General features: G+C 69.4%; 23 protein-coding genes. 12 read left to right on the forward strand and 11 right to left on the reverse strand.

What is annotated here, in order from left to right:
* The first annotated feature begins 110 nt into the window (after positions 1–110).
* From rpmH to AC07FJ_RS15495, 9 genes are all read left to right on the forward strand, one after another.
* The gene (gene rpmH / locus AC07FJ_RS15455) at positions 111–248 is read left to right on the forward strand and encodes a 50S ribosomal protein L34 (protein ID WP_018846094.1); all 138 of its coding nucleotides are present in this window, start codon (positions 111–113) and stop codon (positions 246–248) included.
* A gap of 20 nt (positions 249–268) precedes the next feature.
* Positions 269–640 (forward strand): ribonuclease P protein component, encoded by a 372-nt coding sequence (gene rnpA, locus AC07FJ_RS15460; RefSeq protein ID WP_479049214.1) that lies wholly within the window; start codon positions 269–271, stop codon positions 638–640.
* Positions 637–963: a membrane protein insertion efficiency factor YidD gene (gene yidD / locus AC07FJ_RS15465; protein ID WP_361424212.1), complete on the forward strand. Its 327-nt coding sequence runs from the start codon at positions 637–639 to the stop codon at positions 961–963. Before rnpA ends, yidD begins: the two co-directional genes overlap by 4 nt.
* A gap of 3 nt (positions 964–966) precedes the next feature.
* Complete coding sequence (gene yidC / locus AC07FJ_RS15470) at positions 967–2,211, forward strand: membrane protein insertase YidC (RefSeq protein ID WP_479049216.1); 1,245 nt, start codon at positions 967–969, stop codon at positions 2,209–2,211.
* Positions 2,212–2,225: 14 nt separating this feature from the next.
* Entirely contained in the window at positions 2,226–2,738 is a 513-nt protein-coding gene (locus AC07FJ_RS15475) for a Jag family protein (protein WP_361424206.1), read from the forward strand.
* A 122-nt stretch (positions 2,739–2,860) separates the two neighbouring features.
* On the forward strand, positions 2,861–3,571 hold the full coding sequence (gene rsmG / locus AC07FJ_RS15480; protein WP_355352183.1) for a 16S rRNA (guanine(527)-N(7))-methyltransferase RsmG: 711 nt from the start codon (positions 2,861–2,863) through the stop codon (positions 3,569–3,571).
* A 254-nt stretch (positions 3,572–3,825) separates the two neighbouring features.
* Positions 3,826–4,902: a ParA family protein gene (locus AC07FJ_RS15485; protein ID WP_361424344.1), complete on the forward strand. Its 1,077-nt coding sequence runs from the start codon at positions 3,826–3,828 to the stop codon at positions 4,900–4,902.
* Positions 4,899–6,005 (forward strand): ParB/RepB/Spo0J family partition protein, encoded by a 1,107-nt coding sequence (locus AC07FJ_RS15490; protein ID WP_479049219.1) that lies wholly within the window; start codon positions 4,899–4,901, stop codon positions 6,003–6,005. The genes AC07FJ_RS15485 and AC07FJ_RS15490 overlap by 4 nt, the downstream gene beginning before the upstream one ends.
* Before the next feature lie 304 nt (positions 6,006–6,309).
* Complete coding sequence (locus AC07FJ_RS15495; RefSeq protein ID WP_479049221.1) at positions 6,310–6,927, forward strand: GNAT family N-acetyltransferase; 618 nt, start codon at positions 6,310–6,312, stop codon at positions 6,925–6,927.
* A gap of 78 nt (positions 6,928–7,005) precedes the next feature.
* Here AC07FJ_RS15495 and trxA read toward each other — a convergent pair whose 3' ends face one another.
* The 7 genes from trxA to AC07FJ_RS15530 form a co-directional block, all read right to left on the reverse strand.
* Positions 7,006–7,353, reverse strand: coding sequence for a thioredoxin (gene trxA / locus AC07FJ_RS15500; protein WP_479049223.1), 348 nt, complete (start codon positions 7,351–7,353; stop codon positions 7,006–7,008).
* Positions 7,354–7,402: 49 nt separating this feature from the next.
* The gene (trxB, locus tag AC07FJ_RS15505; protein ID WP_479049225.1) at positions 7,403–8,377 is read right to left on the reverse strand and encodes a thioredoxin-disulfide reductase; all 975 of its coding nucleotides are present in this window, start codon (positions 8,375–8,377) and stop codon (positions 7,403–7,405) included.
* 126 nt (positions 8,378–8,503) lie between these two features.
* A complete protein-coding gene (locus AC07FJ_RS15510; RefSeq protein WP_479049227.1) occupies positions 8,504–9,412 on the reverse strand; it encodes a hypothetical protein in 909 nt (302 codons plus the stop codon).
* Complete coding sequence (gene sigM / locus AC07FJ_RS15515; protein WP_361424187.1) at positions 9,409–10,116, reverse strand: RNA polymerase sigma factor SigM; 708 nt, start codon at positions 10,114–10,116, stop codon at positions 9,409–9,411. Before sigM ends, AC07FJ_RS15510 begins: the two co-directional genes overlap by 4 nt.
* A 27-nt stretch (positions 10,117–10,143) precedes the next feature.
* Positions 10,144–11,877 (reverse strand): protein kinase family protein, encoded by a 1,734-nt coding sequence (locus AC07FJ_RS15520; protein ID WP_479049229.1) that lies wholly within the window; start codon positions 11,875–11,877, stop codon positions 10,144–10,146.
* Between the two features lie 129 nt (positions 11,878–12,006).
* Complete coding sequence (murJ, locus tag AC07FJ_RS15525; RefSeq protein ID WP_479049231.1) at positions 12,007–14,232, reverse strand: murein biosynthesis integral membrane protein MurJ; 2,226 nt, start codon at positions 14,230–14,232, stop codon at positions 12,007–12,009.
* Between the two features lie 46 nt (positions 14,233–14,278).
* Positions 14,279–16,585 carry a DUF6049 family protein gene (locus tag AC07FJ_RS15530; RefSeq protein WP_479049233.1) on the reverse strand — a complete coding sequence of 769 codons (2,307 nt, stop codon included), beginning with the start codon at positions 16,583–16,585 and terminating at the stop codon, positions 14,279–14,281.
* A gap of 162 nt (positions 16,586–16,747) precedes the next feature.
* Here AC07FJ_RS15530 and AC07FJ_RS15535 point away from each other — a divergent pair, with 162 nt between their 5' ends.
* Positions 16,748–18,229 (forward strand): CCA tRNA nucleotidyltransferase, encoded by a 1,482-nt coding sequence (locus AC07FJ_RS15535; protein WP_479049235.1) that lies wholly within the window; start codon positions 16,748–16,750, stop codon positions 18,227–18,229.
* 100 nt (positions 18,230–18,329) lie between these two features.
* Here the strand turns inward: AC07FJ_RS15535 and AC07FJ_RS15540 are convergent, their stop codons facing one another.
* From AC07FJ_RS15540 to AC07FJ_RS15555, 4 genes are all read right to left on the reverse strand, one after another.
* A complete protein-coding gene (locus tag AC07FJ_RS15540) occupies positions 18,330–19,598 on the reverse strand; it encodes an MFS transporter (protein ID WP_479049236.1) in 1,269 nt (422 codons plus the stop codon).
* Positions 19,599–19,687: 89 nt separating this feature from the next.
* Positions 19,688–20,770, reverse strand: coding sequence for an inositol-3-phosphate synthase (locus tag AC07FJ_RS15545; RefSeq protein ID WP_479049238.1), 1,083 nt, complete (start codon positions 20,768–20,770; stop codon positions 19,688–19,690).
* A 50-nt stretch (positions 20,771–20,820) separates the two neighbouring features.
* Positions 20,821–21,513 (reverse strand): PadR family transcriptional regulator, encoded by a 693-nt coding sequence (locus AC07FJ_RS15550; RefSeq protein ID WP_479049239.1) that lies wholly within the window; start codon positions 21,511–21,513, stop codon positions 20,821–20,823.
* Positions 21,514–22,023: 510 nt separating this feature from the next.
* Positions 22,024–22,176, reverse strand: coding sequence for a hypothetical protein (locus AC07FJ_RS15555; protein ID WP_479049241.1), 153 nt, complete (start codon positions 22,174–22,176; stop codon positions 22,024–22,026).
* A 24-nt stretch (positions 22,177–22,200) separates the two neighbouring features.
* Here AC07FJ_RS15555 and AC07FJ_RS15560 point away from each other — a divergent pair, with 24 nt between their 5' ends.
* Positions 22,201–24,591 carry a transglycosylase domain-containing protein gene (locus tag AC07FJ_RS15560; RefSeq protein ID WP_479049243.1) on the forward strand — a complete coding sequence of 797 codons (2,391 nt, stop codon included), beginning with the start codon at positions 22,201–22,203 and terminating at the stop codon, positions 24,589–24,591.
* A gap of 167 nt (positions 24,592–24,758) precedes the next feature.
* Positions 24,759–26,267: a glycosyltransferase family 87 protein gene (locus AC07FJ_RS15565; protein ID WP_479049245.1), complete on the forward strand. Its 1,509-nt coding sequence runs from the start codon at positions 24,759–24,761 to the stop codon at positions 26,265–26,267.
* The last annotated feature ends 33 nt before the right edge of the window (positions 26,268–26,300 follow it).

The following is a 26,300-nucleotide window of genomic DNA, read 5'->3' on the forward strand; positions in this document are numbered from 1 at the left end:
GGTCAGTGATCGTGAAGCGGTGCACTCGGGCGTATTGCGAGCTACTCGTGGGCGCACGGTGACAGCCAGGCGATGTCCCGCCACCAACGAATCATTTCTGGAGCCCCCGAGTGAGCAAGCGCACCTTCCAGCCGAACAACCGTCGTCGTGCCAAGACCCACGGCTTCCGTCTGCGCATGCGCACCCGTGCCGGCCGCGCCATCCTGGCGAACCGCCGCAGCAAGGGTCGCGCCAACCTGTCCGCCTGATCGCTTAAACAGGTCATGACGTGCTGCCTACCGAGAATCGGCTGAGGCGGCGCGAGGACTTCGCGACCGCGGTACGCCGAGGACGCCGGGCCGGCCGCCCGTTCCTCGTCGTCCATCTACGCAGCGGTGCAACGGACCCGCACGCGTCAGGGGAGAGCGCTCCCCCGACACGTGCGGGTTTCGTCGTCAGCAAGGCCGTGGGCGGTGCGGTCGTCCGCAACCAGGTGAAGCGCCGATTGCGGCACCTGATGCGCGACCGGCTGCCCGTCCTGCCCCCCGGTAGCCTGGTGGTAGTACGGGCGCTGCCCGGAGCGGGCGACGCCGACCACGTAGAGCTGGCCCGAGACCTGGACGCCGCCCTTCAGCGGTTGCTGGGAGGGGGCGCGCGATGAAGTACCCGCTGCTGGCTCTGATCAAGCTGTACCAGTGGACGATCAGTCCGCTGCTCGGCCCTGTCTGCCGGTACTACCCGTCGTGTTCCCACTATGGATATACGGCGATCGACCGGCACGGCGCGGTGAAGGGCACGGCCCTGACCGCCTGGCGGATCCTGCGGTGCAACCCGTGGTCGCCGGGCGGTGTGGACCATGTCCCTCCACGGAAGCGCCCGCGCTGGCACGAACTGCTGCGTGCCGCGCTGCGCGGTGGCAAGGGCGGGCACTCCGCCGATCCGAGCCCGGCCGCAGAGACCTCGCCCAATGCTCAAGGAGCCTGATTAGTGGACACGATTGCCAGTCTGTTCGCCTTCATCACCACGCCCGTCTCATGGATCATCGTCCAGTTCCACAAGCTGTACGGGGCGATCTTCGGTCCCGATACCGGCTGGGCCTGGGGCCTGTCCATCGTGTCCCTCGTGGTGCTCATCCGGATCTGCCTGATCCCGCTCTTCGTCAAGCAGATCAAGTCGACCCGCGGCATGCAGGCGCTCCAGCCGAAGATGAAGGCGATCCAGGAGCGCTACAAGAACGACAAGCAGCGTCAGTCCGAAGAGATGATGAAGCTGTACAAGGAGACGGGCACCAACCCGCTCTCCTCGTGCCTTCCCATCCTGGCGCAGTCGCCGTTCTTCTTCGCGCTGTACCACGTGCTGAGCAAGATCGCCTCGGGTGACACCATCGGCGTCCTGAACCAGGACCTGGTGAACAGCGCTCGCGAGGCCCACATCTTCGGGGCCCCGATCGCCGCGAAGTTCATGGACGACCCGGGCAAGGTCGAGGCCCTCAACGCCTCGCTGGGCGATGTCCGCATCGTCACGGCGATCATGATCATTCTGATGTCGCTGTCGCAGTTCTTCACCCAGCGCCAGCTGATGCAGAAGAACGTCGACCTGACGGTGAAGACCCCGTACATGCAGCAGCAGAAGATGCTGATGTACATCTTCCCGGTGATCTTCGCCGTCATGGGCATCAACTTCCCGGTCGGTGTCCTCGTCTACTGGCTGACCACCAACGTGTGGACCATGGGCCAGCAGATGTACGTGATCAACCAGAACCCCACGCCGGGCAGCAAGGCCCAGGACCAATACCTGCAGCGCCTGCTGAAGAGCGTCACCTCGCACGGTGAGGTCCGCGGTCGCCGCCGCCGCAGCGTCGTCCAGACGATCGTGGCCAAGGGCCCGGACCGCAACGACAACGAGCGCCGGTTCATCGGCGCCCTGGCCAAGGCCGGGTTCTCGGCCCAGGCCGACGGCACCGTGGCCAAGGTGGACCCGGCCGTCGCCGAGGCGCAGAGCGCCGCGGCGGCCCGCCGCCAGCAGCCCAAGCGCCAGCCCAAGGCGAAGCGCCAGGCCGGTCCCGCCACCCCGCAGGGTGCGGCGAAGACGTCCCTGGAGAAGAAGGCCGACGAGCCGCAGGACGCCAAGCCGAAGCAGGAGGGCGGGGCCGCCGGAGGTTCCGCACGCCAAGCCAAGTCCGGACAGCGCAAGGGCCAGCAGCGGCCCAAGCACCCGTCGTCCAAGAAGTAAGAAGGAGTCCATCCGTGACGGAAGGCACCACCTCCGCCGCCGCCGAGGGTGTCGACACCCTGACCCGCCTGGAGCAGGAAGGCGAGATCGCGGCTGACTACCTCGAGGGTCTGCTCGACATCGCCGACCTCGACGGCGACATCGACATGGACGTCGAGGCGGACCGCGCCGCGGTCTCGATCGTCAGCGACACGGGCAGCCGCGACCTGCAGAAGCTCGTGGGGCGCGACGGTGAGGTGCTGGAGGCGCTTCAGGAGCTGACGCGCCTCGCCGTGCACCGGGAGACCGGCGACCGCAGCCGCCTCATGCTCGACATCGCCGGCTTCCGGGCCAAGAAGCGCACCGAGCTCGCCGAGCTGGGCGCCCAGGCCGCGGCCGACGTCAAGAGCACGGGTGAGCCGGTGAAGCTCCAGCCGATGACCCCGTTCGAGCGGAAGGTCGTCCACGACGCGGTGGCCGCCGCCGGCCTGCGCAGCGAGTCCGAGGGCGAGGAGCCGCAGCGCTTCGTCGTCGTGCTCCCTGCCTGAGTCTCCCTTCATGTCGGCCCCGTCTGTTCGCAGGCGGGGCCGATCTTTGTCAGCCTGATACTCAGCACTGCACTGCCGCTCGGCACTGCGGTGCGCCAATGCGGTACGGAAGGACGGTTCCCGTGACGGAGGCAGAAGAGCTTCCCCATGCGCCCCAAGAAGCGCGGACGGTATTCGGCGAGTTCTTCCCGGAAGCTGTCCGGTACGCCGAGCTTCTCGCGGACGCGGGGGTCAAGCGCGGCCTGATCGGGCCCCGTGAGGTGCCACGGCTGTGGGAGCGCCACCTGCTGAACTGCGCGGTGCTCTCGGAGGTCGTGCCCGAGGGTGTCACGGTCTGCGACGTCGGCTCCGGTGCCGGCCTCCCGGGTATCCCGCTTGCGCTGGTCCGCCCGGACCTGAAGATCACGCTTCTCGAACCGCTTCTGCGCCGTACGAACTTCCTCCAGGAGGTCGTCGAGCTGCTCGGGCTGGACCATGTGACCGTGGTGCGCGGCCGTGCCGAGGAGATGCTGGGCAAGCTGCCGCCGGTTCACGTGGTGACCGCCCGTGCCGTCGCGCCGCTCGATCGTCTGGCGGGCTGGGGTGTACCGCTGCTGCGTCCCTATGGCGAGATGCTCGCGCTGAAGGGCGACACCGCGGAGGAAGAACTCCAGGGTGCCCGCGCCGCGCTCAGCAAACTGGGTGTCGTCCAGACCTCGGTGCTGCACGTCGGTGAGGGCATCGTCGACCCGATGTCGACGGTCGTACGCGTGGAGGTCGGCGAGAGCCCCGGTGGGGTTCGGTTCGCCGCCAAGCGCGCCAAGGCCGCGCGGACGTCCCGTCGTCGTCGCTGAGGGCCACCGGCGGGGTTTTCCTGCTGTCGATCCTCATACGTACGCATTTCGGAGTGTCGTGATGCCCGCGCTGGGCGGCGAGTGCATCAATGTTTCACGTGAAACGTCGCTCACTGCTGCAGGGAATCATCAGCCGCGGTCGCGCGGCTGCCACGCCGCGCGACCGTAAGCCCCCCGTGGGGGTTACAGGGATGTCCACAGAGGTGGAGTTGTCCACAGAACCACGGGCCTCGCTGGTTCACGACCCCGAAAGCATGGCAGGCTCTCCCCATCGCGAGCCTGAAGCCGAGGAGAGTGAATCCTTGCGGTCCGACGCCAACATCGCGGGACCGATGACCGATCCGGTCCCCGGTCCCCGTACCGAATCGGCGGGGGAGGATGTTTCACGTGAAACACCGCCCCCGATGGACGACACCCCCATCGGTCATGCTGCCCAACTGGCGGTGGAAGCGCTGGGCCGTGCCGGTGAGGGGCTTCCCCGCCCTCAGCAGACCCGCATCATGGTGGTCGCCAACCAGAAGGGCGGGGTAGGCAAGACGACCACGACGGTCAACCTCGCCGCCTCTCTGGCTCTGCACGGCGCACGTGTGCTGGTCATCGACTTGGACCCGCAGGGCAACGCCTCCACGGCGCTCGGGATCGACCACCATGCCGAAGTTCCTTCGATCTACGACGTCCTGGTGGAGAGCAAGCCGCTCTCCGACGTGGTCCAGCCCGTCATGGACGTCGAAGGCCTCTTCTGCGCTCCGGCCACCATCGATCTCGCCGGGGCGGAGATCGAGCTGGTCTCGCTCGTGGCCCGGGAGAGTCGACTGCAGCGGGCGATCCAGGCGTATGAGCAGCCGCTGGATTACATCCTCATCGACTGCCCTCCGTCGCTGGGCCTGCTGACGGTCAACGCCATGGTGGCGGGCGCGGAGGTCCTGATCCCCATCCAGTGCGAGTACTACGCGCTGGAAGGTCTGGGGCAGCTTCTGCGCAATGTCGAGCTGGTACGCGGGCACCTCAACCCCACGCTCCATGTCTCGACGATCCTGCTCACCATGTACGACGGCCGGACCAGGCTCGCCTCGCAGGTCGCCGACGAGGTGCGCAGCCACTTCGGTGACGAGGTGCTGCGGACCAGCATTCCGCGCTCCGTCCGCATCTCGGAGGCACCCAGCTACGGGCAGACGGTGCTGACGTACGACCCGGGCTCCAGCGGTGCGCTCTCGTACCTGGAGGCGGCCCGCGAGATCGCCCTGCGGGGGGCTGGTGTCTACTACGACCCACAGCACGCCCACGTGGGCAGCCAGATCAGCAAGCACAGCATGTCGGAGGGGATCCAGTGAGCGAGCGACGTAGGGGACTGGGGCGTGGGCTCGGTGCGCTGATCCCCGCTGCTCCCCAGGAGAGGCAGGCGCCTTCGGTGGGAGTCGGGTCCACCTCTCCGGGGGCCATTCCCGCACTGACGGCGGAGCGGGGGGTGGCGGCCGCCAAGGTCGCGACGCTGCCGAACGCCTCCGGGCCCGTGGAACCGGCGCTTTCAGCGCAGCCGGAGCCGGAGGCGGCACCCGAGGGCGAGGCGTCGGCCGGGGCGCACTTCGCCGAGCTGCCGCTGGACGCGATCACGCCGAACCCGCGCCAGCCGCGTGAGGTGTTCGACGAGGACGCGCTGGCCGAGCTGGTCACCTCCATCAAGGAGGTGGGGCTGCTCCAGCCGGTGGTCGTACGACAGCTGGGCCCCGAGCGCTACGAGCTGATCATGGGCGAGCGGCGCTGGCGGGCCTGCCGGGAGGCAGGGCTGGAGCGCATCCCCGCGATCGTCCGTGCGACCGAGGACGAGAAGCTGCTCCTGGACGCCCTGCTGGAGAACCTGCACCGGGCGCAGCTGAACCCGCTGGAGGAGGCCGCTGCCTACGACCAGCTTCTGAAGGACTTCAACTGCACCCACGACCAGCTGGCCGACCGGATCGGGCGCTCGCGTCCCCAGGTCTCCAACACGCTGCGGCTGCTGCGGCTGTCGCCGCCCGTTCAGCGCCGGGTGGCCGCCGGTGTGCTGTCGGCCGGGCACGCCCGGGCGCTGCTGTCGGTGGAGGACCCCGAGGCGCAGGACAAGCTGGCGTACCGCATCGTCGCCGAGGGCCTCTCGGTGCGCGGGGTCGAGGAGATCGTGAAGCTGATGGAGTCGGAGCCCAGCGGCGCTCCGGCCAAGCCGAAGGGGCCGCGGGCCGGTGCCCGGGTGTCGCCGGCGCTGAACAAGCTCGCCACCCGGCTGTCGGACCGCTTCGAGACCCGGGTGAAGGTCGACCTCGGGCAGAAGAAGGGCAAGATCGTCGTCGAGTTCGCCTCGATGGAGGATCTCGACCGGATCCTGTCGACCCTGGCCCCTGGCGAAGGACGCGTTCTGGCGCAGGGCCTCGCGGAGCAGGAGCAGCAGGACGACCAGGGCTGACCCCCGTTCGCCGCAGCCAGGAGGGCGGGCCGTGTGCCGGTGTTCACCGGAACACGGCCCGCCCTTTGCCGTCTTCCCGTATGCGTGTCATCGCCCGATCGATACGATGCGTTCTGGTATGCGCATTCCCCTGACCCACTATGGAGGGAGAACCGGGCATGCGAGAGGTGAGCCGCGGCCGACTGGTGACAGCAGGCCTGGGACTGGGTGCGGTCGGTGGGTTCATCGGCAGCCTGCTCCGGGAACGGAGCGCGCTGGCAGCCGCTCTCGGAGCGGCACGCGAAGGAAGTGAGGAACAGCCTTCATGGGGCGTCGGCTCGTACCGCTCACGCTGGACAACCTCCCGGATCTCCCCAAGCGTTGCCGAGCGTGTGTCTTCTGGGAACTTGACCCAGTCAGCGGAGAGGCCGCGATAAAGGCCGGAACTCCGGACCTGGAGAAGGAGGCCTGGATCTCCGCGGTCCTGCTGGACTGGGGATCCTGCGGTCGTGTCGTCTATGTGGACGAGGTACCGGTCGGGTTCGTGCTCTACGCGCCGCCCGCGTATGTGCCGCGTTCGACCGCCTTTCCGACGAGTCCTCTCTCGCCCGACGCCGTGCAGCTGATAACGGCCTGGATCATGCCGGGGTACCAGGGCCAGGGGCTCGGCCGGGTGATGGTGCAGACCGTGGCGAAGGACCTGCTCCGGCGCGGCTTCAAGGCGATCGAGGCCTTCGGGGACGCCCGCTGGAAAGAGCCGGCTTGCGTGCTGCCCGCCGACCACCTTCTGGCGGTGGGGTTCAAGACCGTCCGACCGCACCCGGTCCATCCCCGGCTGCGGCTGGAGCTGCGCACCACACTCTCCTGGAAGGAAGACGTCGAGCTGGCACTCGACCGCCTGCTAGGAGCGGTCCAGAAGGACCCGGTGCTGCGCCCGCTGTGACAGAAAAGCGAGCAGAAAAGTGAGCGGCCCCTCCCTGACCGGGAGGGGCCGCTCACTGTTTCACGTGAAACAGAGACGTCAGGCCTTGCTGACCTCGTCGCCGATGAAGGGGTCGAGGTCGCGGACGATCGCGGCCTTCGGCTTGGCGCCGACGATCGTCTTCACGACCTCGCCGCCCTGGTAGACGTTGAGCGTCGGGATCGACATGACGCCGTACTTCGCCGCCGTGGCCGGGTTCTCGTCGATGTTCAGCTTGACGACCTTGATGTTCTCGCCGTGCTCGGCGGCGATGGCCTCCAGCGACGGCGCGATCTGGCGGCACGGACCGCACCAGGCGGCCCAGAAGTCCACGAGTACGGGCTTGTCGCTGTTGAGGACCTCAGCCTCGAAGGAGTCGTCGGTCACGTCCTGCAGGTTGCCGGCCACGGCAGCCTCCTTGTTTCAACGGGGTGTGGGAGTGGGGAACAGGGTGCGGTCAGACGACCGGGGTCTTCTCCGGCTCGGCGGCCTTCTCGCTGTCACCGAGCGCGGCGAGGTAGCGCTCGGCGTCCAGGGCGGCGGAGCACCCCGTGCCGGCGGCGGTGATCGCCTGGCGGTAGGTGTGGTCCACCACATCACCGGCGGCGAAGACGCCCGTGATGTTCGTGCGCGTGGACGGAGCCTCCACCTTGAGGTAGCCCTCGTCGTCCAGCTCCAGCTGGCCCTTGAACAGCTCGGTGCGCGGGTCGTGGCCCACGGCGATGAACAGACCGGTCGCCGGCAGCTCGGAGGTCTCACCCGTCTTGGTGTTGCGCAGGGTCAGACCGGACAGCTTCTGCTCACCGTGGATCTCGGCGACCTCGCTGTCCCACGCGAACTTGATCTTCGGGTTGGCGAAGGCACGCTCCTGCATGGCCTTGGAGGCGCGCAGGGTGTCCCGGCGGTGGACGATGGTGACGGACTTGGCGAACCGGGAGAGGAAGGTCGCCTCCTCCATCGCGGTGTCACCGCCGCCCACCACGGCGATGTCCTGGTCCTTGAAGAAGAAGCCGTCGCAGGTGGCGCACCACGAGACGCCCCGGCCGGACAGCGCGTCCTCGTTCGGCAGGCCGAGCTTGCGGTGCTGAGAGCCGGTCGTGACGATGACGGCCTTCGCGCGGTGAACGGTCCCGGCGGTGTCCGTCACGGTCTTGATGTCGCCGCTGAGGTCCACCGCGATGACGTCGTCCGGGATGAGCTCGGCACCGAAGCGCTCGGCCTGGGCCCGCATGTTGTCCATGAGATCGGGGCCCATGATCCCGTCACGGAAACCGGGGAAGTTCTCCACCTCGGTCGTGTTCATGAGCGCACCACCGGCGGTGACGGCACCTTCGAAGACCAGCGGCTTCAGCGAGGCACGCGCCGTGTACAGCGCTGCCGTGTAGCCGGCGGGCCCGGAGCCGATAATGATCACGTTACGGACGTCGCTCACGGGTTTCTTCCTCGTCTCTGCAGACTGCCTACTGCCTACGGGGCCGGGTCAAGGACTCTCACCCCACCCAACGGATCCTACGGGGCGCGCATTCCCGCAGCGCCCAGGCGGCACGGCAGCGTGATGTCAGGGACGGGGGTAGGAGTGCGTGAGCAGCACGTCTCCCTTGGGGGCCTTCGTCGTGGTGCAGGACGCGTCGACGATGTACGCATCGACCCGCCGGGCGTCCGCGGAGTGCGGCAGGACCACGAGAAAAGCCTTCCTGCCCTGGTATTCCCCCAGCTCAGCGGCGAGAGCCTGCTCGGTACGGCCGGTCCCCGCCTGGACACAGTCCGGGACGGCCACGTCACCTGAGCGCTTCACCGTATTGGCCCCCAGGCTCCGCTGGTCCTGCTTCTCGGGCGTCGCGGTGAAGGTCTCCATGGCGAGGAGGGCCTCTACATGGTTGTCGAGAGGGACGCCGGAGAAGGTCGCCGTATCGGCGGCAGTGACCGGGCTGTCGGCCTTCCGGGCGTTGCCGTCCTTGTCCCCCGACGACTGGATCCCCTGGAGGAGCAGTCCGCTCAGGGCGACCAGCGCGGCGCCGAAGGCCGTGCCGAGGAGCATCCTGCGGCGCCGCTGCCGCGCGGAACCCGCGCGGCCGGGGCCCGTGGCGGTGTTCGGTCGGCCGGCAGGCCGCCCGGAGGAAGGCCCGGCCGGACGGTCCGCAGGGATCCGGTCGGCCGGCTTCGACGGGGTCGATGTTTCACGTGAAACGTGCTCACTCGCAGCGGGAGCGGTGGCGTCCAGGAGCGCTTCGGCAGCCAGCGCGGCATCGATACGCCCGGCGATATCGGCCGGCATGCGGGCGGGCCCGGGAAGCGTGCCGAGCAGCCCGCGGATCTCCTCCAGTGAGGTACGAACATCGGCGCACAGTGCGCAGTCGTTCAGATGCCGTCGCAGATCGGCGGTACGCGACGGTGAGAGCAGCCCCTCGGTGAGGTCGGAGATCTCCGAGACATCCGGATGCTGAGTCGTGTCGGCCGTGGATGTCACGCGCGTCCACCTCCGCCCTTCACAGCAGCAGGATCCTGGGGTCCTGCATCACGGCTTGCTCCCGACGCAGGTGGGACGGATGTCCCTGGCGTCCGGTTCCTTCCCCCTTCGGACCCACCCTTACCCACGGTGTCACCACGCAGATGAGTGAGCAGGGGGAGCAGTCTCGCCCGGCCCCGGGCGCAGCGGCTCTTCACCGTTCCCGTGGGTACGTCGAGGATGCGAGCGGCCTCTGCGACGGGGTAGCCCTGCATATCGACCAGCACCAGCGCGGCACGCTGATCGGCAGGCAGTGTCGCCAGCGCGGCCAGGAGCTCCCGGTGAAGGTCGTGCCGCTCGGCAGGCGCCTCGGCCGACTCATGGGGCTCCAGAAGCTGCTCCAGCCGCTCGGTGTCCTCCACGGGCGAGGTCTTGCGGGATGCGGCTTTGCGGGCCCGGTCCAGGCAGGCGTTCACGGTGATGCGGTGCAGCCACGTCGTCACGGCGGACTGACCGCGGAAGGTGTGGGCGGACCGAAAGGCGGAGACGAGGGCGTCCTGGACGGCGTCGGCGGCCTCCTCCCTGTCCCCCAGCGTCCGCAGGGCGACGGCCCAGAGCCGGTCGCGGTGGCGGCGCACGAGCTCGCCGAAGGCGTCAGGGTCACCGCTGACATGGCGAGCCAGTAGTTCCTGGTCGCTCGTGCCGCCCAGTTCGGCATCGTCCAACGGTGCGCCCCCTCCCGCGTCTCTCTGTCAGCCGGTGAACTTCACGTCCGTGATGGCCTGCTTGTATCCCGCGCCGCTGTAGCCGTCCTTCGCCGAGTAGGGCATCGCGGTCATCCACAGCAGCACGTAACGGCTCTTCACCGGCTCCTTGGTGGACACCTGCAGGCTCGTACCGCTGCTCTGCCCGGAAGCGATCTTCTTCATGGTGTCCACGGAGCCGGACGGCGACAGCGAATCGGCGGCGTAGAGCGTGATGGTCGTGTGCGGTCCGCCGTAGCGCAGCCCTATGGAGACGCTCGAGACGTCCTTGTCCGCGCCGAGGTCGTACACGATGCCGACGCCCTGCTTGATCGAGGGCTCGAGCTCTGGGCCGTCGAGGAAGTAGTTCGTCCGCCAGTAGCTGCCGCTGTCGTTGTCGTAGGTCTTCTGGACGTCATTGACGTTCTGCGGGGAGCCGTCGGGGGCGTACTCCCTGGCTTCCTGGATCTTCAGCGGGACGGGGACCCTCGTCTTCTGCTGACCTCCACCACTGGATGTGGAGGTGGTCTGCCTCGGCTTCGGGTCCTCGGCGGCCTTGGGCTGGTCGAGCAGCTTGTCGGCCACCTGCCAGCTGCCGAGGCCCAGTGCGGCGATGAGCAGTGCCGACACGGCCCACTTGAGTGCCTTGCCCGTACGGCTCTGCAGCGGGGGCGGCGGCATGGGCGTCGGCTGGGTGGCCGTGGCGGCCGGGCGCGGCTTGGGCCGGCCGTAGGTGCCCTGCTGGTAGGTCGTGCGCTGGTAGTCCGGCGGGGCGGGGAACTCCGGCTCCGGCGGGCGGATGCGGGGCATCGCCGCCACGGCCTTGGCGAGCTCGTCGGGGGTGGTGCAGGCGGGTTCCTGGCGGGAGGCCGTCGCCCCGTCGTTGGCGAGGGCGCGCATGGCGATCTCGGAGAGGCCGCGGTGCACCCCCGCCCGGACCTGGTCGGGTGCGATGAGCCCGACACCCTTGGGCAGCCCGGACAGACCGTGTGCGTCGTCCTCGTAAGGCCAGCGCTGGGTCAGCGCCGCGTACAGCAGGGCGCCGATCGCCTCCGTGTCGGTGCGCTGCGGGCGCTCGGCGCTGATGCCCCGCAGGGCGGCGTTGACGGCGAGCCCGCGGATGCGCCACTGGCCGCTGGAGGTCCGCAGGACGGCGCCGGGGGTGAGGCGGAGATGCGCGAGCCCCTCGCGGTGGGCGGCGGCCATGGCCTGGGAGACCTGGCTGACGAGCTGGTACGCGTCATGCGGCTCCAGCGGCCCGGCCGCGAGGAGGGCGGTGAGCTCGGTGGCGTCCGGCAGCCATTCGTGGACGACGTAGACGAGCTCGTTCTCCTCGACCGCGTCCAGGACCTGGACGAACCGGGGGTCGCCGAGCAGCGCCGAGGAACGTGCCGCGGCCAGCACCGAGCGGGCCCTGGGATGGTTCGCGGGGAGCACGTGCACCCCCACGGCGCGGCGCAGCTTCTCGTCGACGGCACGCCAGCTGCTGAAGCCGTCCAGACGGGTGACGCACTCCTCGAGCCGGTAGCGTCTGGCCAGTTTGTGGCCGCTGTGCAGCTCGGGTGTCACACGGGAGGGCTGACCGCCGGTCCGCCGCTCGCCGTCGGTGTTGTCGGCGGATCCGTCCGCCGTGTCCTGCGCTTCCGCCACCCCGTCGGCCGCGGCCTTGTCCGCCTTCGCGGTCAGCGGGTCGTCACCGCTGTTGTCGGCCACGTCGACGGCGGCCGTGCTACGTTCCGCCACCGTCGTTCCTGCCTCCCCATCCGTTGCGCCATATCCAACAGCCATGCCAATTGTGCCCACAGTCCGCTGCCATGCACGACACGCGGTGGCCCACGATGGTTGCCCCGGTGGTCCGCTCGTGCCGGATCGTCAGCGGCCCAGACGGCCGCGGACCATGCCCACCATGGCGTTGAGCTCCTGAATCCGCATCTTCCGCGCCGCTACGAAGAAGACGCCGAGCAGGACCACCCCGCCGGCGACGAGCGCCGCCAGAGAGCCGAGGGCGCCCGCGCCCAGCGTCCTCAACAGGAGGAGACCGACGGCGCCGCCGGCCATCGCCGCCGGGATGGACGCCATGCACAGCCGCGCGTAGGTCCGTACGACGTGCGAGCCGTCCAGATCGCCGCCGAGCCGCTTGCGCAGCCGGCGCCACGCGACCCCGACACCGACGGCGTAGGCGAGCCCGTACGAGGCGGCCATGCCGACGACGGCCCACCGGGACGGCAGCACCACGTAGCAGACTCCGGACGCGGCCGCGTTGACGGCCGCCACGATGACGGTGTTGTAGAAGGGCGTACGCGTGTCCTCGTACGCGTAGAACCCGCGCAGCACGACGTACTGCACCGAGTACGGAATCAGGCCGAGGCCGAAGGCCATGAGCATGTACCCCATGCCGCGCGCGGCCTCGTCGGAGGCGGACGCGAAGAGCAGGGTGCACATCGGCAGGCCGAGCGCGAGGAAGGTGAACGCGATCGGCACGATCGCGACGGCCGAGTTCCGCAGTCCCTGCGAGATGTCGTCGCGGACGGCACCCGGGTCGTTGTCGTGCGCGGCGCGGGAGATGCGCGGCAGCAGTGCGGCCATGACGGAGACGGTGATGATGGCCTGCGGCATGCCCCAGATCAGCTGGGCGTTGGAGTAGGCGAGGATGCCCGCCCCGTCCTTGCCGGAGGCCTTGCCGGCCGCCGTGGCGAGCTGCGTGACGATGACGACACCGGCCTGGTTGGCGAGGACGAAGAGAACGGTCCACTTGGCGAGCTTGACCGTCTTGCCGAGGCCTTGGCCCTTCCAGTCGAACCGGGGCCGGAAGCGGAAGCCCGCCTCACGCAGGTACGGGATCATCGCCAGCGCCTGGACGACCAGGCCGAGCAGGGTGCCGATGCCGAGCAGCCGGACACCCTCGTCCGGGATCGTCTCGACACGCATGCCGGTCTCCGCGGACGTGCCGTAGACCCAGATGAACATCCCGAACGTGAAGATCACGACGATGTTGTTCAGAACCGGGGTCCACATCATGGCGCCGAACTTGCCGCGCGCGTTGAGGATCTGCCCCATGACCACGTGCACGCCCATGAAGAAGATCGTAGGCAGGCAGAAGCGGGCGAAGGTGACCGCGACGCTGTTGGCGGCCGCGTCACCGGCGATGGTGTCCGACATCGCGCGGACCAGCAGCGGGGCGCCGAACACCGCGAGGGCGACGATCACGCCGAGGGCGACCATGACCAGGGTCAGCAGCCGGTTGGCGTAGGCCTCGCCGCCGTCCTCGTCGTCCTTCATCGAGCGGACGAGCTGCGGCACGAAGACCGAGTTCAGACCGCCGCCGACGGTGAGGATGTAGATCATCGTCGGCAGGGTCGCCGCGACGGTGTAGGCGTCACCGAGCAGGGCGGCGCCCAGTGCTCCGGTGATGACCAGACTGCGGACGAATCCGGTCAGGCGGGAGACGAGCGTGCCGGCGGCCATCACGGCGCTGGACTTCAGCAGGCCGGAGGCGCGGCCGCCGGACTTCTTCGGCGCGGCGGGGGCCGGCACCGCCGCGGGCACCGGCTCGGGCTCGGGCTCACCGGGGCCGGGATGGCCTGCGGCGGGCGGGCGGCCGTGGCCCTGCTGGTCCCGGTAGAGGTGGGCGAAGGCGTCCGGCGTGGGCTCCTCCTCACCGGCCCGGGTGACGAGGTCGTCGACGCCGGTGTACTGAACGGTCCGCGGATCGTCACCGTACGGAAGGTGGCGGGAAGGGCCGTCGGGCTCGGGCGGCGGGGTCTGTGCCCAGACGTGGGGATTGGGAGCGTGCTCGGGAGCGGCGGGCTGCTGGTAGAGAGGCTGCGGCTCCGGATACGTGCCGGGCGGGGGCGGCGGGTGCGCGGCGCGGTCGTAGAGCGCCTCGCCCACCGGGTCCTGCGCGGAGAGGTCGTGCGACCGGTACGGGTCGTGGTCGTAGGCGTCCTGGACGTAGGGGTCCGGGACGTACGGATCCGGGGCAGGCGGTGACGCCGGTGGCGGTACCTGGTCCGCCGGGGGCGCCGCGTGCGTCCCGCCGGGAGGCGTACCGCCGCCACCCGCGCCCTGGCCGCGGTCACCGTCGTACGGCGCGTTCATGGATAACCCCACCTCATCGTCCCCGGCCGGCCGGCCACGACATCGCTCAACGGTCCACTTTCTCACCCGGGCCGGACGGCTCGGTGCTTTGCGCCCGGGTGTCCGGCGCAGGGTCACTCGGCTGCTGCGGATCGGCCTCTTCCGCGGCGGCCTCTTCCGCAGCGACCTCCTCCGCGGAGGCCTCCCGGGCGGCGGCGCGCTTGCGCTGGGTGTACATCCTGACGCCGGCGAGGACCAGCAGCAGTACACCACCCGCGATGACGAGCATCACCGTCGGCGTGATCTCGGAGACCTTGACGGTGAAGTGCATCGGCTTGCCGTACGGCCTGCCGTCCTCCGTGTACAGCTGCGCCGTCATGGGGACCGGGCCGTTGGCGTTGGCGGAGGCGGTGAACTTCACCGACTGGCTGTGCCCGCCGTCGATCCTCACCGGCTGCTCGGAGACGGTGTCGCTTCCGTTGAGCTTCAGGCGGGTCGGCTTGGAGGACGTCAGCCGCAGCACCAGGTGGTCGACGCCCTGCAGCAGCTTGTTCTGCACGGTCACCGGGATCGTGGCGCTGCGGCCGGAGAGGGTCAGGTCGGACTTCTCGATCAGCTTGACCTCGGTGGTCAGGCTCTTCAGATGCGTCAGCACGCCGCTGCGGTACGCCACCGCGTCCGGCCGCCCCCGCCAGGAGGTCGACATCTCACGGTTGATCGCGTTGCCCACCGGTGTCACCACCCGGTAGGCCGCGGTGAGGATCACCTTGAAGTTGTCCAGCGTCTCCCGCGTGGCCTTCATGTCCTGGAAGGCCTGCACGGGAAGCTCATGGCGGCGCAGCTTCTGCGGGTAGCGGGACGCGTTGGGGACCTGGGTGGTGGCGCGCGGGTCGGGCTCGGCGGCCGCCGCGGTGATCAGGTCGGCGGGGAGCGTCCAGCGCTGGGCGGACAAGCCCCGCAGCGCGCTCGCCATCGACTGGGCCTGGGCGGCGGTCGGCATGCGCTGCGGCGCGACGACGACGCTGCGCTGCTTCTCCGGCTGCTGCTGCGTCACGGTCAGGGTGTGGGCGAGGAACCGCTGGACCGCCAGCGTGGAGTTCTCCGCCCTGGTCATGTCGCCGTGGAAGGCGGTGGACAGCGCCTCGTCGGCCACCACGGCCGTGGTGCCGCCACCGATGGGCCGGGCGGCCGTCGGCGTGTACGGGAGGGTGTCGCGCACGCTGTCGCTGCGCGCGATGACCTTGTCGGCGCCGGCGGAGGTGGCGATGTCGACGATGGACGGGTCGAGCGCTCCGTCGACCGGCCAGGCGAAGTCGACGGACGGCTTCACGTGGAGGATCGTCTCCACGGTGGTCTCGGCGAGCTCGGTGGCCGGCTGGAGATGGCTGAGGGAACCGGAGACGTCCTTGCCGCGGTGGGCGAGCGACGCCAGGTCGGGGTCGGCGTAGGGAAGCGCGACCACCTTGCCGCCCTCCACCGCCTTCTCCAGGGAGTTCAGCCACTGCTTGGCGACGGCCTGGTTGCGGCCCGGGACGTCGGTGTCCCCGTCCTTGACCTGGTAGTTCCGGGTCATCGCCTCCACGGTGGCGAGGAGGTCGGGGTCGATGACCCAGGTGACCGGGAGCTCGGAGCCGAGGGAGACGAGACGCTCCAGCCGTCCGCCGGGGGCGAGCTCGGCGGCCAGGTCGTCGTTCTCGAAGACCGGGGTCTGCTGATCGTCCGAGCCGGTCTCCGCGGACAGCCGCGTCGAGGAGATCAGCGGCCAGAGATAGGTGAGCTGGGTCTTCTTCTCGGTGTCGTCCGGCTGCCAGGGAAGGAAGGTGCGCTCGATGCCGAGCACCTGGTTGTAGGGGTCGCTGGGCGTCCGTCCCGTCAGCGACACCCCGAGCTGGTACACGCCCGCCTTGCCGAGGCCGAGCTTGTCGACCGGCACGGAGAGACGGAACTCCTGGGTGGTCCCCGCCGGGAGCGTCGGGATCGGGTAAGCGTAGGCGGGGGCGACCGCGGTGCCGTCACTGCTGGGCGTGAAGCCCTTGCGCTGGGCCACCTCGTCGATCGTGCCCCGGTTGGGCAGCGCGGACCCCACCCGCAGATCCACCGTCGCCCCGTTGACCGTCTGCTTGCCCTGGTTGGTCACCGAGCCGGTGATGGTGAGGGTGTCTCCCTCCGTGGGCGTGCTCGGGGCCAACGTGTCCAGGGACACATCCACGGTCCGTGATCCTGGAGTTTTCTCGTCGGCGTGCGCGGAGGAGGCCAGGGGGCCGTACAGCAGGGTGGCGAACAGGGGCAGAGCAGCGACCACCGAGGCCGAACGCCGCAGCCACCGGCGGGCAGGGGAGGGGCGGGTGCCCTGGAAGTCTGCCGCCTCGGCCACGCGCTGCCCGTCCCTCGTCGTCTGGTTGCCGTTGGTGGTTGTCGGATTCTGCGTCCACGCATGGTAACGAGACCGGCTGGGGCTAAGTGCCGCGGAGTGCTCCACATGCCCGGGCCGAAACGGGGACGCCCCGGCGGGCCAGGGCACGTAACCTTTTCTGCTGTGCCGAACCCCAACGAAGAGAACCCGACCGCCCTGAGCCAGGCGCAACGCCGCGCGGTCAGTGAACTACTGCGCGTGTCCCCCGTCGCCGACGATCTCGCCCGCCGCTTCAAGGAGGCCGGGTTCAGCCTTGCCCTCGTCGGCGGCTCGGTGCGGGACGCGCTGCTCGGGCGGCTCGGCAACGACCTGGATTTCACCACGGACGCCCGTCCGCAGGACGTGCTGAAGATCGTGAGGCCGTGGGCGGAGTCCGTCTGGGACGTCGGGATCGCCTTCGGCACGGTGGGGGCGCAGAAGAGCGCCCGCGTCGGGGACGCCGACCAGCAGTTCCAGATCGAGATCACGACCTACCGCTCCGAGGCGTACGACCGGACCTCCCGCAAGCCCGAGGTCTCCTACGGCGACTCCATCGAGGAAGACCTCGTGCGTCGGGACTTCACGGTGAACGCGATGGCGGTCGCGCTGCCGGAGAAGGAGTTCATCGACCCCCACGGTGGTCTTCAGGACCTCTCCGCGCGTGTCCTGCGGACACCCGGCACACCGGAGGAGTCCTTCTCGGACGACCCGCTGCGGATGATGCGCGCCGCACGGTTCGCCGCGCAGCTCGACTTCGACGTGGCGACCGAGGTCATCACCGCGATGACGGAGATGGCGGAGCGCATCGACATCGTCTCCGCCGAGCGCGTGCGGGACGAGCTCAACAAGCTCATCCTCTCCGCGAACCCGCGCAAGGGCCTGGGCCTGCTGGTCATGACCGGTCTCGCCGACCGGGTGCTGCCCGAGCTGCCCGCGCTGCGGCTGGAGAGTGACGAGCACCACCGGCACAAGGACGTCTACGACCACTCGCTGATCGTGCTGGAGCAGGCCATCGACCTCGAAGAGGACGGGCCCGACCTGGTTCTTCGACTGGCTGCGCTGCTGCACGACATCGGCAAGCCGCGCACGCGGCGCTTCGAGCCCGACGGGCGGGTCTCGTTCCACCACCACGAGGTGGTCGGCGCCAAGATGGTCAAGAAGCGCATGACCGCGCTGAAGTACTCCAACGACATGGTCAAGGACGTCGCACGTCTGGTGGAGCTCCACCTGCGCTTCCACGGCTACGGGACCGGCGAGTGGACCGACTCGGCCGTACGCCGGTACGTGCGCGACGCGGGGCCGCTGCTGAGCCGGCTGCACAAGCTGACCCGGTCCGACTGCACGACACGGAACAAGCGCAAGGCGGCTGCTCTCTCCCGGGCGTACGACGGGCTCGAAGAGCGCATCGCCAAGCTCCAGGAGCAGGAGGAGCTGGACGCGATCCGGCCCGACCTGGATGGCAACCAGATCCAGGACGTCCTGGGGATCGGTCCGGGGCCGGCCGTGGGACAGGCGTACAAGTTCCTGCTGGAGCTGCGCCTGGAGAACGGACCGATGGAGCACGACGCCGCCGTAGCCGCGCTCAAGGAGTGGTGGGCGGATCAGGACGAGACTGCTCGCACGTGACCGCATGCCATGTTTCACGTGAAACATGGCGACAGCGACCAACAGTCGAGGGCGATGTTTCACGTGAAACATCGCCCTCGCTCCTGTGGAGGCGGGGACCTCAGCGCGCGGCGCCCACGCGTTTCCACCGCAGCAGCAGGGCGGCCAGGCACGCGTACAGAGCGGCGACCACGGTCACCAGCGCGGCGGACCGGCCGTCCGGAGGCAACATCAGGGCGGCCATGCTCGCAGCGCCGACGAAGGCGACGTTGAAGAGCACGTCATAGAGGGAGAAGACTCGCCCCCGATAGGCGTCGTCCACCGTCTTCTGGACCACCGTGTCGGTGGCGATCTTCGTCCCCTGCGTAGTGAGCCCGAGCACGAAGGCGGCGATCAGCATCGGTACCAGCGCGAAGGGCAGTGCCAGCGCAGGCTCCAGGACCGCGGCCGACCCGGCGCACACCGCCATCCAGCCGTACTGGCCCACCCGCCCGATCGCCCACGGCGTACACACCGCCGCGGCGAAGAACCCGGCGCCCGAGACCCCGACGGCCAGCCCCAGCAGGGCGAGCCCTTCCTTCTCGGTCGCGGCCCAGCGGTAGCGGCACAGCATGAGCACCATCACCGTCAGCGCGCCGTAGCAGAAGCGCATGACGGTCATCGCGGCCAGCGCCCGAGCCGCGTCCCGGCGCTCCGCCAGATGCCGCAGCCCGCTCGCCAGGCCGCGCACGGTCGAGGCGAGCGCCGCCCCGAGTCGCGGCTGCACCACCTCGGGGTCGGGGCCGAGCAGCTCACGCCCCATGCGCAGGGAAGCGAGTGCCGCGGACAGGTAGAGCAGCGCGCCGAGCACGACCACGGCGGCGTCGGAGTCGGCGATGAGCAGCCGCACGGCGAAGGCGAGACCGCCACCCGCGGTCGCGGCCAGGGTCCCCGCGGTGGGCGACAGGGAGTTGGCCACCACCAGTCGCTCCGCGTCGACGACCCGGGGCAGCGCGGCGGAGAGCCCGGCCAGGACGAAGCGGTTGACGGCCGTGACCGAGAGCGCGGAGGCGTAGAAGAGCCAGTCCGGCACGGAGGCGAGGATCAGGAACGCGGTTCCGACGGCGAGCACCGCCCGCAGGAGGTTCCCGTACAGCAGGACCTGGCGCCGCCGCCAGCGGTCGAGCAGGACGCCGGCGAACGGGCCGACGAGGGAGTAGGGCAGCAGCAGCACCGCCATGGCGGAGGCGATCGCCGCGGGTGAGGTCTGCTTCTCGGGCGAGAAGACGACGTACGTGGCGAGGGCGACCTGGTAGACACCATCGGCGCACTGGGAGAGCAGTCGTACGGCGAGCAGGCGGCGGAAGTCCGCGAGGCGGAGGAGTACGCGTAGATCACGTACGACGGGCATGGCCCAAGGGTCACATACGGCGAAGGCCCCCGGGCAGATGCCACGGGGACCTTCGACAGAGCGGGTGCCGCTCAGCGCTCGGCGTCGCCTCAGCGCTCGACCTCGCCACGGATGAACTTCTCGACGTTCTCACGGGCCACGTCGTCGAAGTACTGGACCGGCGGGGACTTCATGAAGTACGAGGACGCGGAGAGGATCGGGCCGCCGATGCCCCGGTCCTTGGCGATCTTCGCGGCGCGCAGGGCGTCGATGATGACACCCGCGGAGTTCGGGGAGTCCCACACCTCGAGCTTGTACTCCAGGTTCAGCGGGACGTCACCGAACGCGCGGCCCTCGAGGCGGACGTACGCCCACTTGCGGTCGTCGAGCCAGGCCACGTAGTCGGACGGGCCGATGTGGACGTTGTTCTCGCCGAGGTCCCGGTCGGGGATCTGGGAGGTGACGGCCTGCGTCTTGGAGATCTTCTTGGACTCCAGGCGCTCGCGCTCGAGCATGTTCTTGAAGTCCATGTTGCCGCCGACGTTCAGCTGCATCGTGCGGTCCAGGACGACGCCCCGGTCCTCGAAGAGCTTGGCCATGACGCGGTGCGTGATGGTGGCGCCGACCTGGGACTTGATGTCGTCACCGACGATCGGGACACCGGCCTCGGTGAACTTGTCGGCCCACTCCTTGGTGCCGGCGATGAAGACCGGGAGGGCGTTGACGAAGGCGACCTTGGCGTCGATGGCGCACTGGGCGTAGAACTTCGCCGCGTCCTCGGAGCCGACCGGCAGGTAGCAGACGAGGACGTCGACCTGCTTGTCCTTGAGCACCTGGACGACGTCGACCGGGGCCTCGGAGGACTCCTCGATGGTCTGGCGGTAGTACTTGCCCAGACCGTCCAGGGTGTGGCCGCGCTGGACGGTCACGCCCGTCGACGGCACGTCGCAGATCTTGATGGTGTTGTTCTCGCTGGCGCCGATGGCGTCCGCGAGGTCAAGGCCCACCTTCTTCGCGTCCACGTCGAACGCGGCCACGAACTCGACGTCCCGGACGTGGTACTCGCCGAACTGGACGTGCATCAGACCCGGCACCTTGCCCGCCGGGTCGGCGTCCTTGTAGTACTCGACGCCCTGCACCAGCGAGGCGGCGCAGTTGCCCACGCCGACGATGGCTACGCGAACCGAACCCATTCCGGTTGCTCCCTGTGTGTTCTCGACGAGGCCCTGCAAGTCGCAGGGCCTCACTTAGCGGTGTCGTCGGACGGATCCGGCCGGGTACTGCCCCCGTGCCGGGGCAGGCCGCCCGTCTCTCCAGATGTGTTGTCCTGCTGAGCGGCGTCCCCCGGGGCTTCCGGGCCGGATCGTCTCTGATCCCGCCCCGCCCGCTCGCTCTCGATGAGCTCGTTCAGCCAGCGCACTTCGCGCTCCACGGACTCCATGCCGTGGCGCTGCAGCTCAAGCGTGTAGTCGTCCAGGCGCTCGCGCGTACGGGCCAGGGAGGCGCGCATCTTCTCCAGACGCTCCTCCAGGCGGCTGCGGCGCCCCTCCAGCACGCGCATCCGCACCTCGCGCTCGGTCTGCCCGAAGAAGGCGAAGCGTGCCGCGAAGTGCTCGTCCTCCCACGCGTCCGGACCGGTGTGGGAGAGGAGCTCCTCGAAGTGCTCCTTCCCCTCGGCCGTCAACCGGTAGACGATCTTCGCTCGGCGTCCCGCGAGCGAAGCGGCGAGGGCGTCCTCGGGCGCGCTGCCCGGCTCCTCGATCAGCCAGCCGTTTGCGACCAGCGTCTTGAGGCAGGGGTAAAGCGTCCCGTAACTGAACGCCCGGAAGATCCCCAGCGAGGTGTTGAGCCGCTTGCGCAGCTCGTACCCGTGCATCGGCGCCTCGCGGAGCAGGCCCAGGACGGCGAACTCGAGGATGCCGGAGCGCCTGCTCATGCGTCGCCTCCTCCGTCACCGTCACGCTTGCTCACGCCGTTGCTTATGCCGTGCTGATGTATCGACTCGATACATCCAGACGATAGAACGGTGATCTCCTCGCGACAAGTGAGGTCATAGTGAGCGGCGTCACATCACTGATTCACAGCACACGAGTTGCCTGATTTGGGGTGAACTTCGCCTCTAGGTGGGTTTTGGCCGTGCGTAGTCTGTGCGGCATGCACAGCACCGGGAACCAAGCGGCGTCAGGGGGCGTCCTCGTCCTGAGTGCACTCTGTGCATGGCGGATGAGCCCGAGCCAGGGCTGGTCCGTCGTCATTTCGGGGGGACCGGAACTCACTGCCGCTTCCAGGCGTACTCGCCTGCCCGAGGAGTAGTCGTTCGATGAGCGAGCACCGTCGCAAACCGCCGCAGCCACAGGGTGGCGGGCGTGCCGCGGCCAGGCGAGCCGCCCAGCAGCCCTCAGGCCGCCGGGCGGCTCAAGCACGGGGAGCCGGTCACGGGTCCCCTTCAGACGCGTACGGTACGGAGCCCCAGTACGGCGGCCGCGCCGAAGCCCGCCGCGCCGCCCAGCGCGGTGGCGGGCGGGGTCGCGGCGGGGGCGGAGGCCGTGGCGCCGGTGGGCAGCCCGGGAAGAAGCGCCTGATCGACTACCCCCGCCACGACAAGTACGGGTGGCGCCGCTGGATGCCGTCCTGGAAGCTCGTGGCAGGGCTGTTCCTCGGGTTCGCGGGCGCGCTGATGGGCGCGGCGACGATCGCGTACGCGTGGGTCGATCTGCCCGACGAGGACAAGATCGCCAAGGCGCAGAACAACGTCTACTACTGGTCCGACGGCACGCAGATGGCCGCGACCGGTGGTGAGATCAACCGGCAGATCATCGCGTACGACCAGATCCCCGTGGCCATGCGGAACGCGGTGATCTCGGCGGAGAACAAGACCTTCTGGACCGACTCGGGCATCGACCCGAGGGGTATCGGCCGCGCCGTGGTCAACATGGCGATGGGCGGGCAGACGCAGGGTGGCTCGACCATCACCCAGCAGTACGTCAAGAACGCCATGCTCAACGACCAGTCCCAGACCCTGAGCCGCAAGGCCAAGGAGCTGTTCATCTCCATAAAGGTCGGCAACGAGGTCGAGAAGCCCAAGATCATGGCGGGTTACCTGAACACCTCGTACTACGGCCGCGGGGCGTACGGGATCCAGGCCGCCGCCCGGACGTACTTCGACAGGAATGCGAAGGATCTGGAGCCCGACCAGTGCGCGTTCCTCGCCACGCTCCTGAAGGGCTCCACGTACTACGACCCGGCCGGCGCCCCCGAGATCGACCCGGCCGCGAACGCGAAGGACAACACCGAGCGCGCCACCAAGCGGTGGAGGTGGATCCTCGACGAGATGGTCAAGGACGGGCACCTCAACGCTGCCGAGCGGGCCAAGTACACCGAGCTGCCGGACATCGAGCCGCCGAAGAAGAGCGCGACGCTGGGCGGCCAGACCGGTTACCTGGTCGACCTGGCCAAGGCCTACTTCATCAACAACAACGACCAGAACATCTCGGCGCAGAAGCTGGCCGAGGGCGGCTACGAGATCTACACGACCTTCGACAAGGAGAAGGTCAAGCAGCTCGAAGCGGCCGTCAAGAGCGTCCACGACAAGCACATCGACCCCAAGAAGCGCCCGGACACGGACACGCACGTCCAGTTCGGCGGCGCTTCGGTCGACCCCAAGACGGGTGCGATCGTCGCCATCTACGGCGGCACCGACGCGACCAAGCACTTCACCAACAACGCCGACCAGACCGGTGCCCAGGTCGGATCGACCTTCAAGCCGTTCGTGCTGGCCGCGGCGATGCGCGACGGCGTCCGGAACCCGGAACTGCCGGCCGATCAGGGCGAGAGCGAGCGCCGGATCATCGACCCGGACACCGCGATCTACAACGGTGACAACAAGCTCAAGATCAAGAATTACGACGGCACCGTCTGGCAGAACGAAGAGGGCAAGGAGTGGCTGCAGGTCAACGACGGTGATCAGAGCTACGGCGACATCAACCTCCGCAAGGCCATGATCCACTCCGCCAACTCGCCCTTCGTGCAGCTCGGCATGGACGTCGGCATCCCGCAGGTGCGGCAGGCGGCCATCGATGCCGGCCTGCGGCCGGAGAGCCTCGCCAAGGGCAACGTGCCGTCGTTCTCGATCGGTATCTCCGACCCGAGCGCCATCCGCATGGCGGGTGCGTACGCGACCTTCGCGGCCAACGGCGAGCAGCGCGAGCCGTACTCCGTCAAGGAAGTGAAGAAGAGCGGGCACACCGTCTACAAGCACGAGGACAAGGCCTCCCGGAAGTTCTCCTCCGCCGTCGCGAGCAACGTGACCGACGTGCTGAGGGACGTCGTGGAACACCCGGACGGCACCGGTAACAACGCCGCCATCCCGGGCCGCCACGTCGCCGGCAAGACCGGTACCACCGACGGCAACCGGTCGGCCTGGTTCGTGGGCTACACGCCTCAGCTGTCGACCGCCATCGACATGTACCGGATGGACGACAACGCGTCGAACAAGAACCGCGAGTTCCTGAAGATGTTCGGCACCGGTGGTCAGAAGAAGATCCACGGCTCCTCGTTCCCGTCCGAGATCTGGCAGAAGTACATGTCCGAGGCGCTCAAGGGCGAGAAGGTCCTGAAGTTCCCGGAGCCCGAGGACCTGGGCGCCGAGCCCGTGTGGGGCGGCGGGGCCGAGAGCCCGAAGCCCACGCCGTCCCCGACGCCGTCGGCGAGCCCGTCGGAGACGCCGTCCCCGTCCCCGTCGGAGACCACGCCGTCCCCGAGCCCCACGCCTTCCGACTCCTGCGGCCCGCTCGACTGGGACTGCAAGGGGCAGAACGGCGGCCAGACCGGCGGCGGCGATACGGACACCGGCGGCGGCGATACGGACACCGGCGGAACGACCGACGGCGGTACCACCGGTGGCCTGACACCCACACCGACACCGCCGACAGGCGGCGGCACCAACGGCAACGGTGGCAACGGCAACGGCGGTGAAGGCAACGGAGGAGGCTGGTTCGGCGGGGTGGACGGCTAGCGCCGGGCCAACCCGCGGACGAGCCGGACCAGCCGGACCGGCCGGGCGAGGGCCGCCGCACCTGCCGCGTACACGACGTACGCGGGCGGGTGCGGCGGCCCTCGCCGTTGCCCAGGGTTGTCCACAGGCCGCACGGATCCACAGAGGTGTACGGCAGGATGTCCCCCATGCCGAGCCCACAGGAGACGCACGTGCACCCGGACCTGCCCGTCGTGCCCCCGACGCGGCGGGACGAGGTCGCGGCCGCCGGCAGCGAGCTGATCGGCGGACCGTTCGGCCGCTGGGCGCGGTCCGGTGGCGGTCCGCTCACACCGGTGCGGGTCGTCGCGCTCGTCGCGATCGGGATGTTCGCGCTGGGGATGGTCCAGAAGCTGCCCTGCTACAACTGGGCCTGGTTCCGGGGCACCAGCTCGCAGTACACCCACGCCTGCTACTCCGACATCCCGCACCTGTTCCTGGCGCGTGGGTTCGCCGACGGCCTGATCCCCTACTTCGACCGGCTCGCCGGCGACATGGAGTACCTCGAGTACCCCATCCTGACCGGGCTGTTCATGCAGGTCGCCGCGTGGATCACCGGTCCCTTCGGAGGGGACGTCCAGTCCCGCGAGCAGGCGTACTGGATGGTCAACGCCGGCATGCTGATGGTCTGCGCGGCCGTGCTCGCCGTCTGCGTCGCGCGCACGCACCGCCGTCGCCCCTGGGACGCGCTGCTCGTCGCCCTGGCGCCGGCGCTCGCGCTGACCGCCACCATCAACTGGGACCTGCTCGCCGTCGCCCTCACCGCCGCCGCCATGCTGATGTGGTCCAGGGGGCGGGCGCTCGCGTGCGGGCTGCTCCTCGGACTCGCCACGGCCGCCAAGTTCTACCCGTTCCTCCTGCTCGGGCCGCTGTTCCTGCTGTGCTGGCGGGCCTGGAGGTGGCGGGAGTTCGCGGCCGCCCTGGTGGGCACGGCCGCCTCCTGGCTGGCGGTCAACCTGCCGGTGATGGTGCTGGCCCCCGAGGGCTGGAAGAAGTTCTACTCCTTCAGCCAGGAGCGCCGCATCGATTTCGGCTCCTTCTGGCTGATCATCACGCAGCGCACGGGTGTGGACATCGACGTCGAGGCCGTCAACACGTACGCGATCCTGCTGATGGTGCTGGCCTGCGCCGGAATCGCCGCGCTGGCCCTCACCGCGCCGCGCCGCCCGCGTTTCGCGCAGCTGGCGTTCCTCGTGGTCGCGGCGTTCATCCTCACCAACAAGGTCTACTCGCCGCAGTACGTGCTGTGGCTGATCCCGCTCGCCGCCCTCGCCCGCCCGCGCTGGCGGGACTTCCTGATCTGGCAGGGCTGCGAGGTCATGTACTTCCTCGGGATCTGGATGTACCTGGCGTACACGTCGAGCGGCAACAAGCAGGGGCTGCCGACCGAGGGCTACCAGTTCGCGATCGTCCTGCACCTCGTCGGGACGCTGTTCCTGTGCGCCATGGTCGTACGCGACATCCTGCTGCCGGAGCGGGACCCGGTACGCCGCGACGGGAGCGACGACCCGTCCGGCGGCGTCCTGGACGGCGCGGAGGACGTCTTCGCGCTGGGGCGCGCCGCGCACCCCCCGCAGCACGCGGCACACGCGGTCGAGGGACCGCGGGTGGAGTGGGGCGTGGGACGCGACGTTCGGCGGGACGCCGTACGCGACTGAGGCCCCGCTCCGAGGGCCGGGCGGGGCCGTGCG

Source organism: Streptomyces sp. NPDC045998 (assembly GCF_056430285.1).

Bases quoted from the DNA above. Each gene is read 5' to 3' on its own strand.
- AC07FJ_RS15550 (WP_479049239.1), bottom strand. From the start codon at position 21,513: ATGAGCAGGCGCTCCGGCATCCTCGAGTTCGCCGTCCTGGGCCTGCTC.
- AC07FJ_RS15495 (WP_479049221.1), top strand. From the start codon at position 6,310: ATGGGGCGTCGGCTCGTACCGCTCACGCTGGACAACCTCCCGGATCTC.
- yidD (WP_361424212.1), top strand. From the start codon at position 637: ATGAAGTACCCGCTGCTGGCTCTGATCAAGCTGTACCAGTGGACGATC.
- AC07FJ_RS15485 (WP_361424344.1), top strand. From the start codon at position 3,826: ATGGCAGGCTCTCCCCATCGCGAGCCTGAAGCCGAGGAGAGTGAATCC.
- AC07FJ_RS15545 (WP_479049238.1), bottom strand. From the start codon at position 20,770: ATGGGTTCGGTTCGCGTAGCCATCGTCGGCGTGGGCAACTGCGCCGCC.
- murJ (WP_479049231.1), bottom strand. From the start codon at position 14,232: ATGAACGCGCCGTACGACGGTGACCGCGGCCAGGGCGCGGGTGGCGGC.
- AC07FJ_RS15540 (WP_479049236.1), bottom strand. From the start codon at position 19,598: ATGCCCGTCGTACGTGATCTACGCGTACTCCTCCGCCTCGCGGACTTC.
- AC07FJ_RS15565 (WP_479049245.1), top strand. From the start codon at position 24,759: ATGCCGAGCCCACAGGAGACGCACGTGCACCCGGACCTGCCCGTCGTG.
- AC07FJ_RS15560 (WP_479049243.1), top strand. From the start codon at position 22,201: ATGCCGTCCTGGAAGCTCGTGGCAGGGCTGTTCCTCGGGTTCGCGGGC.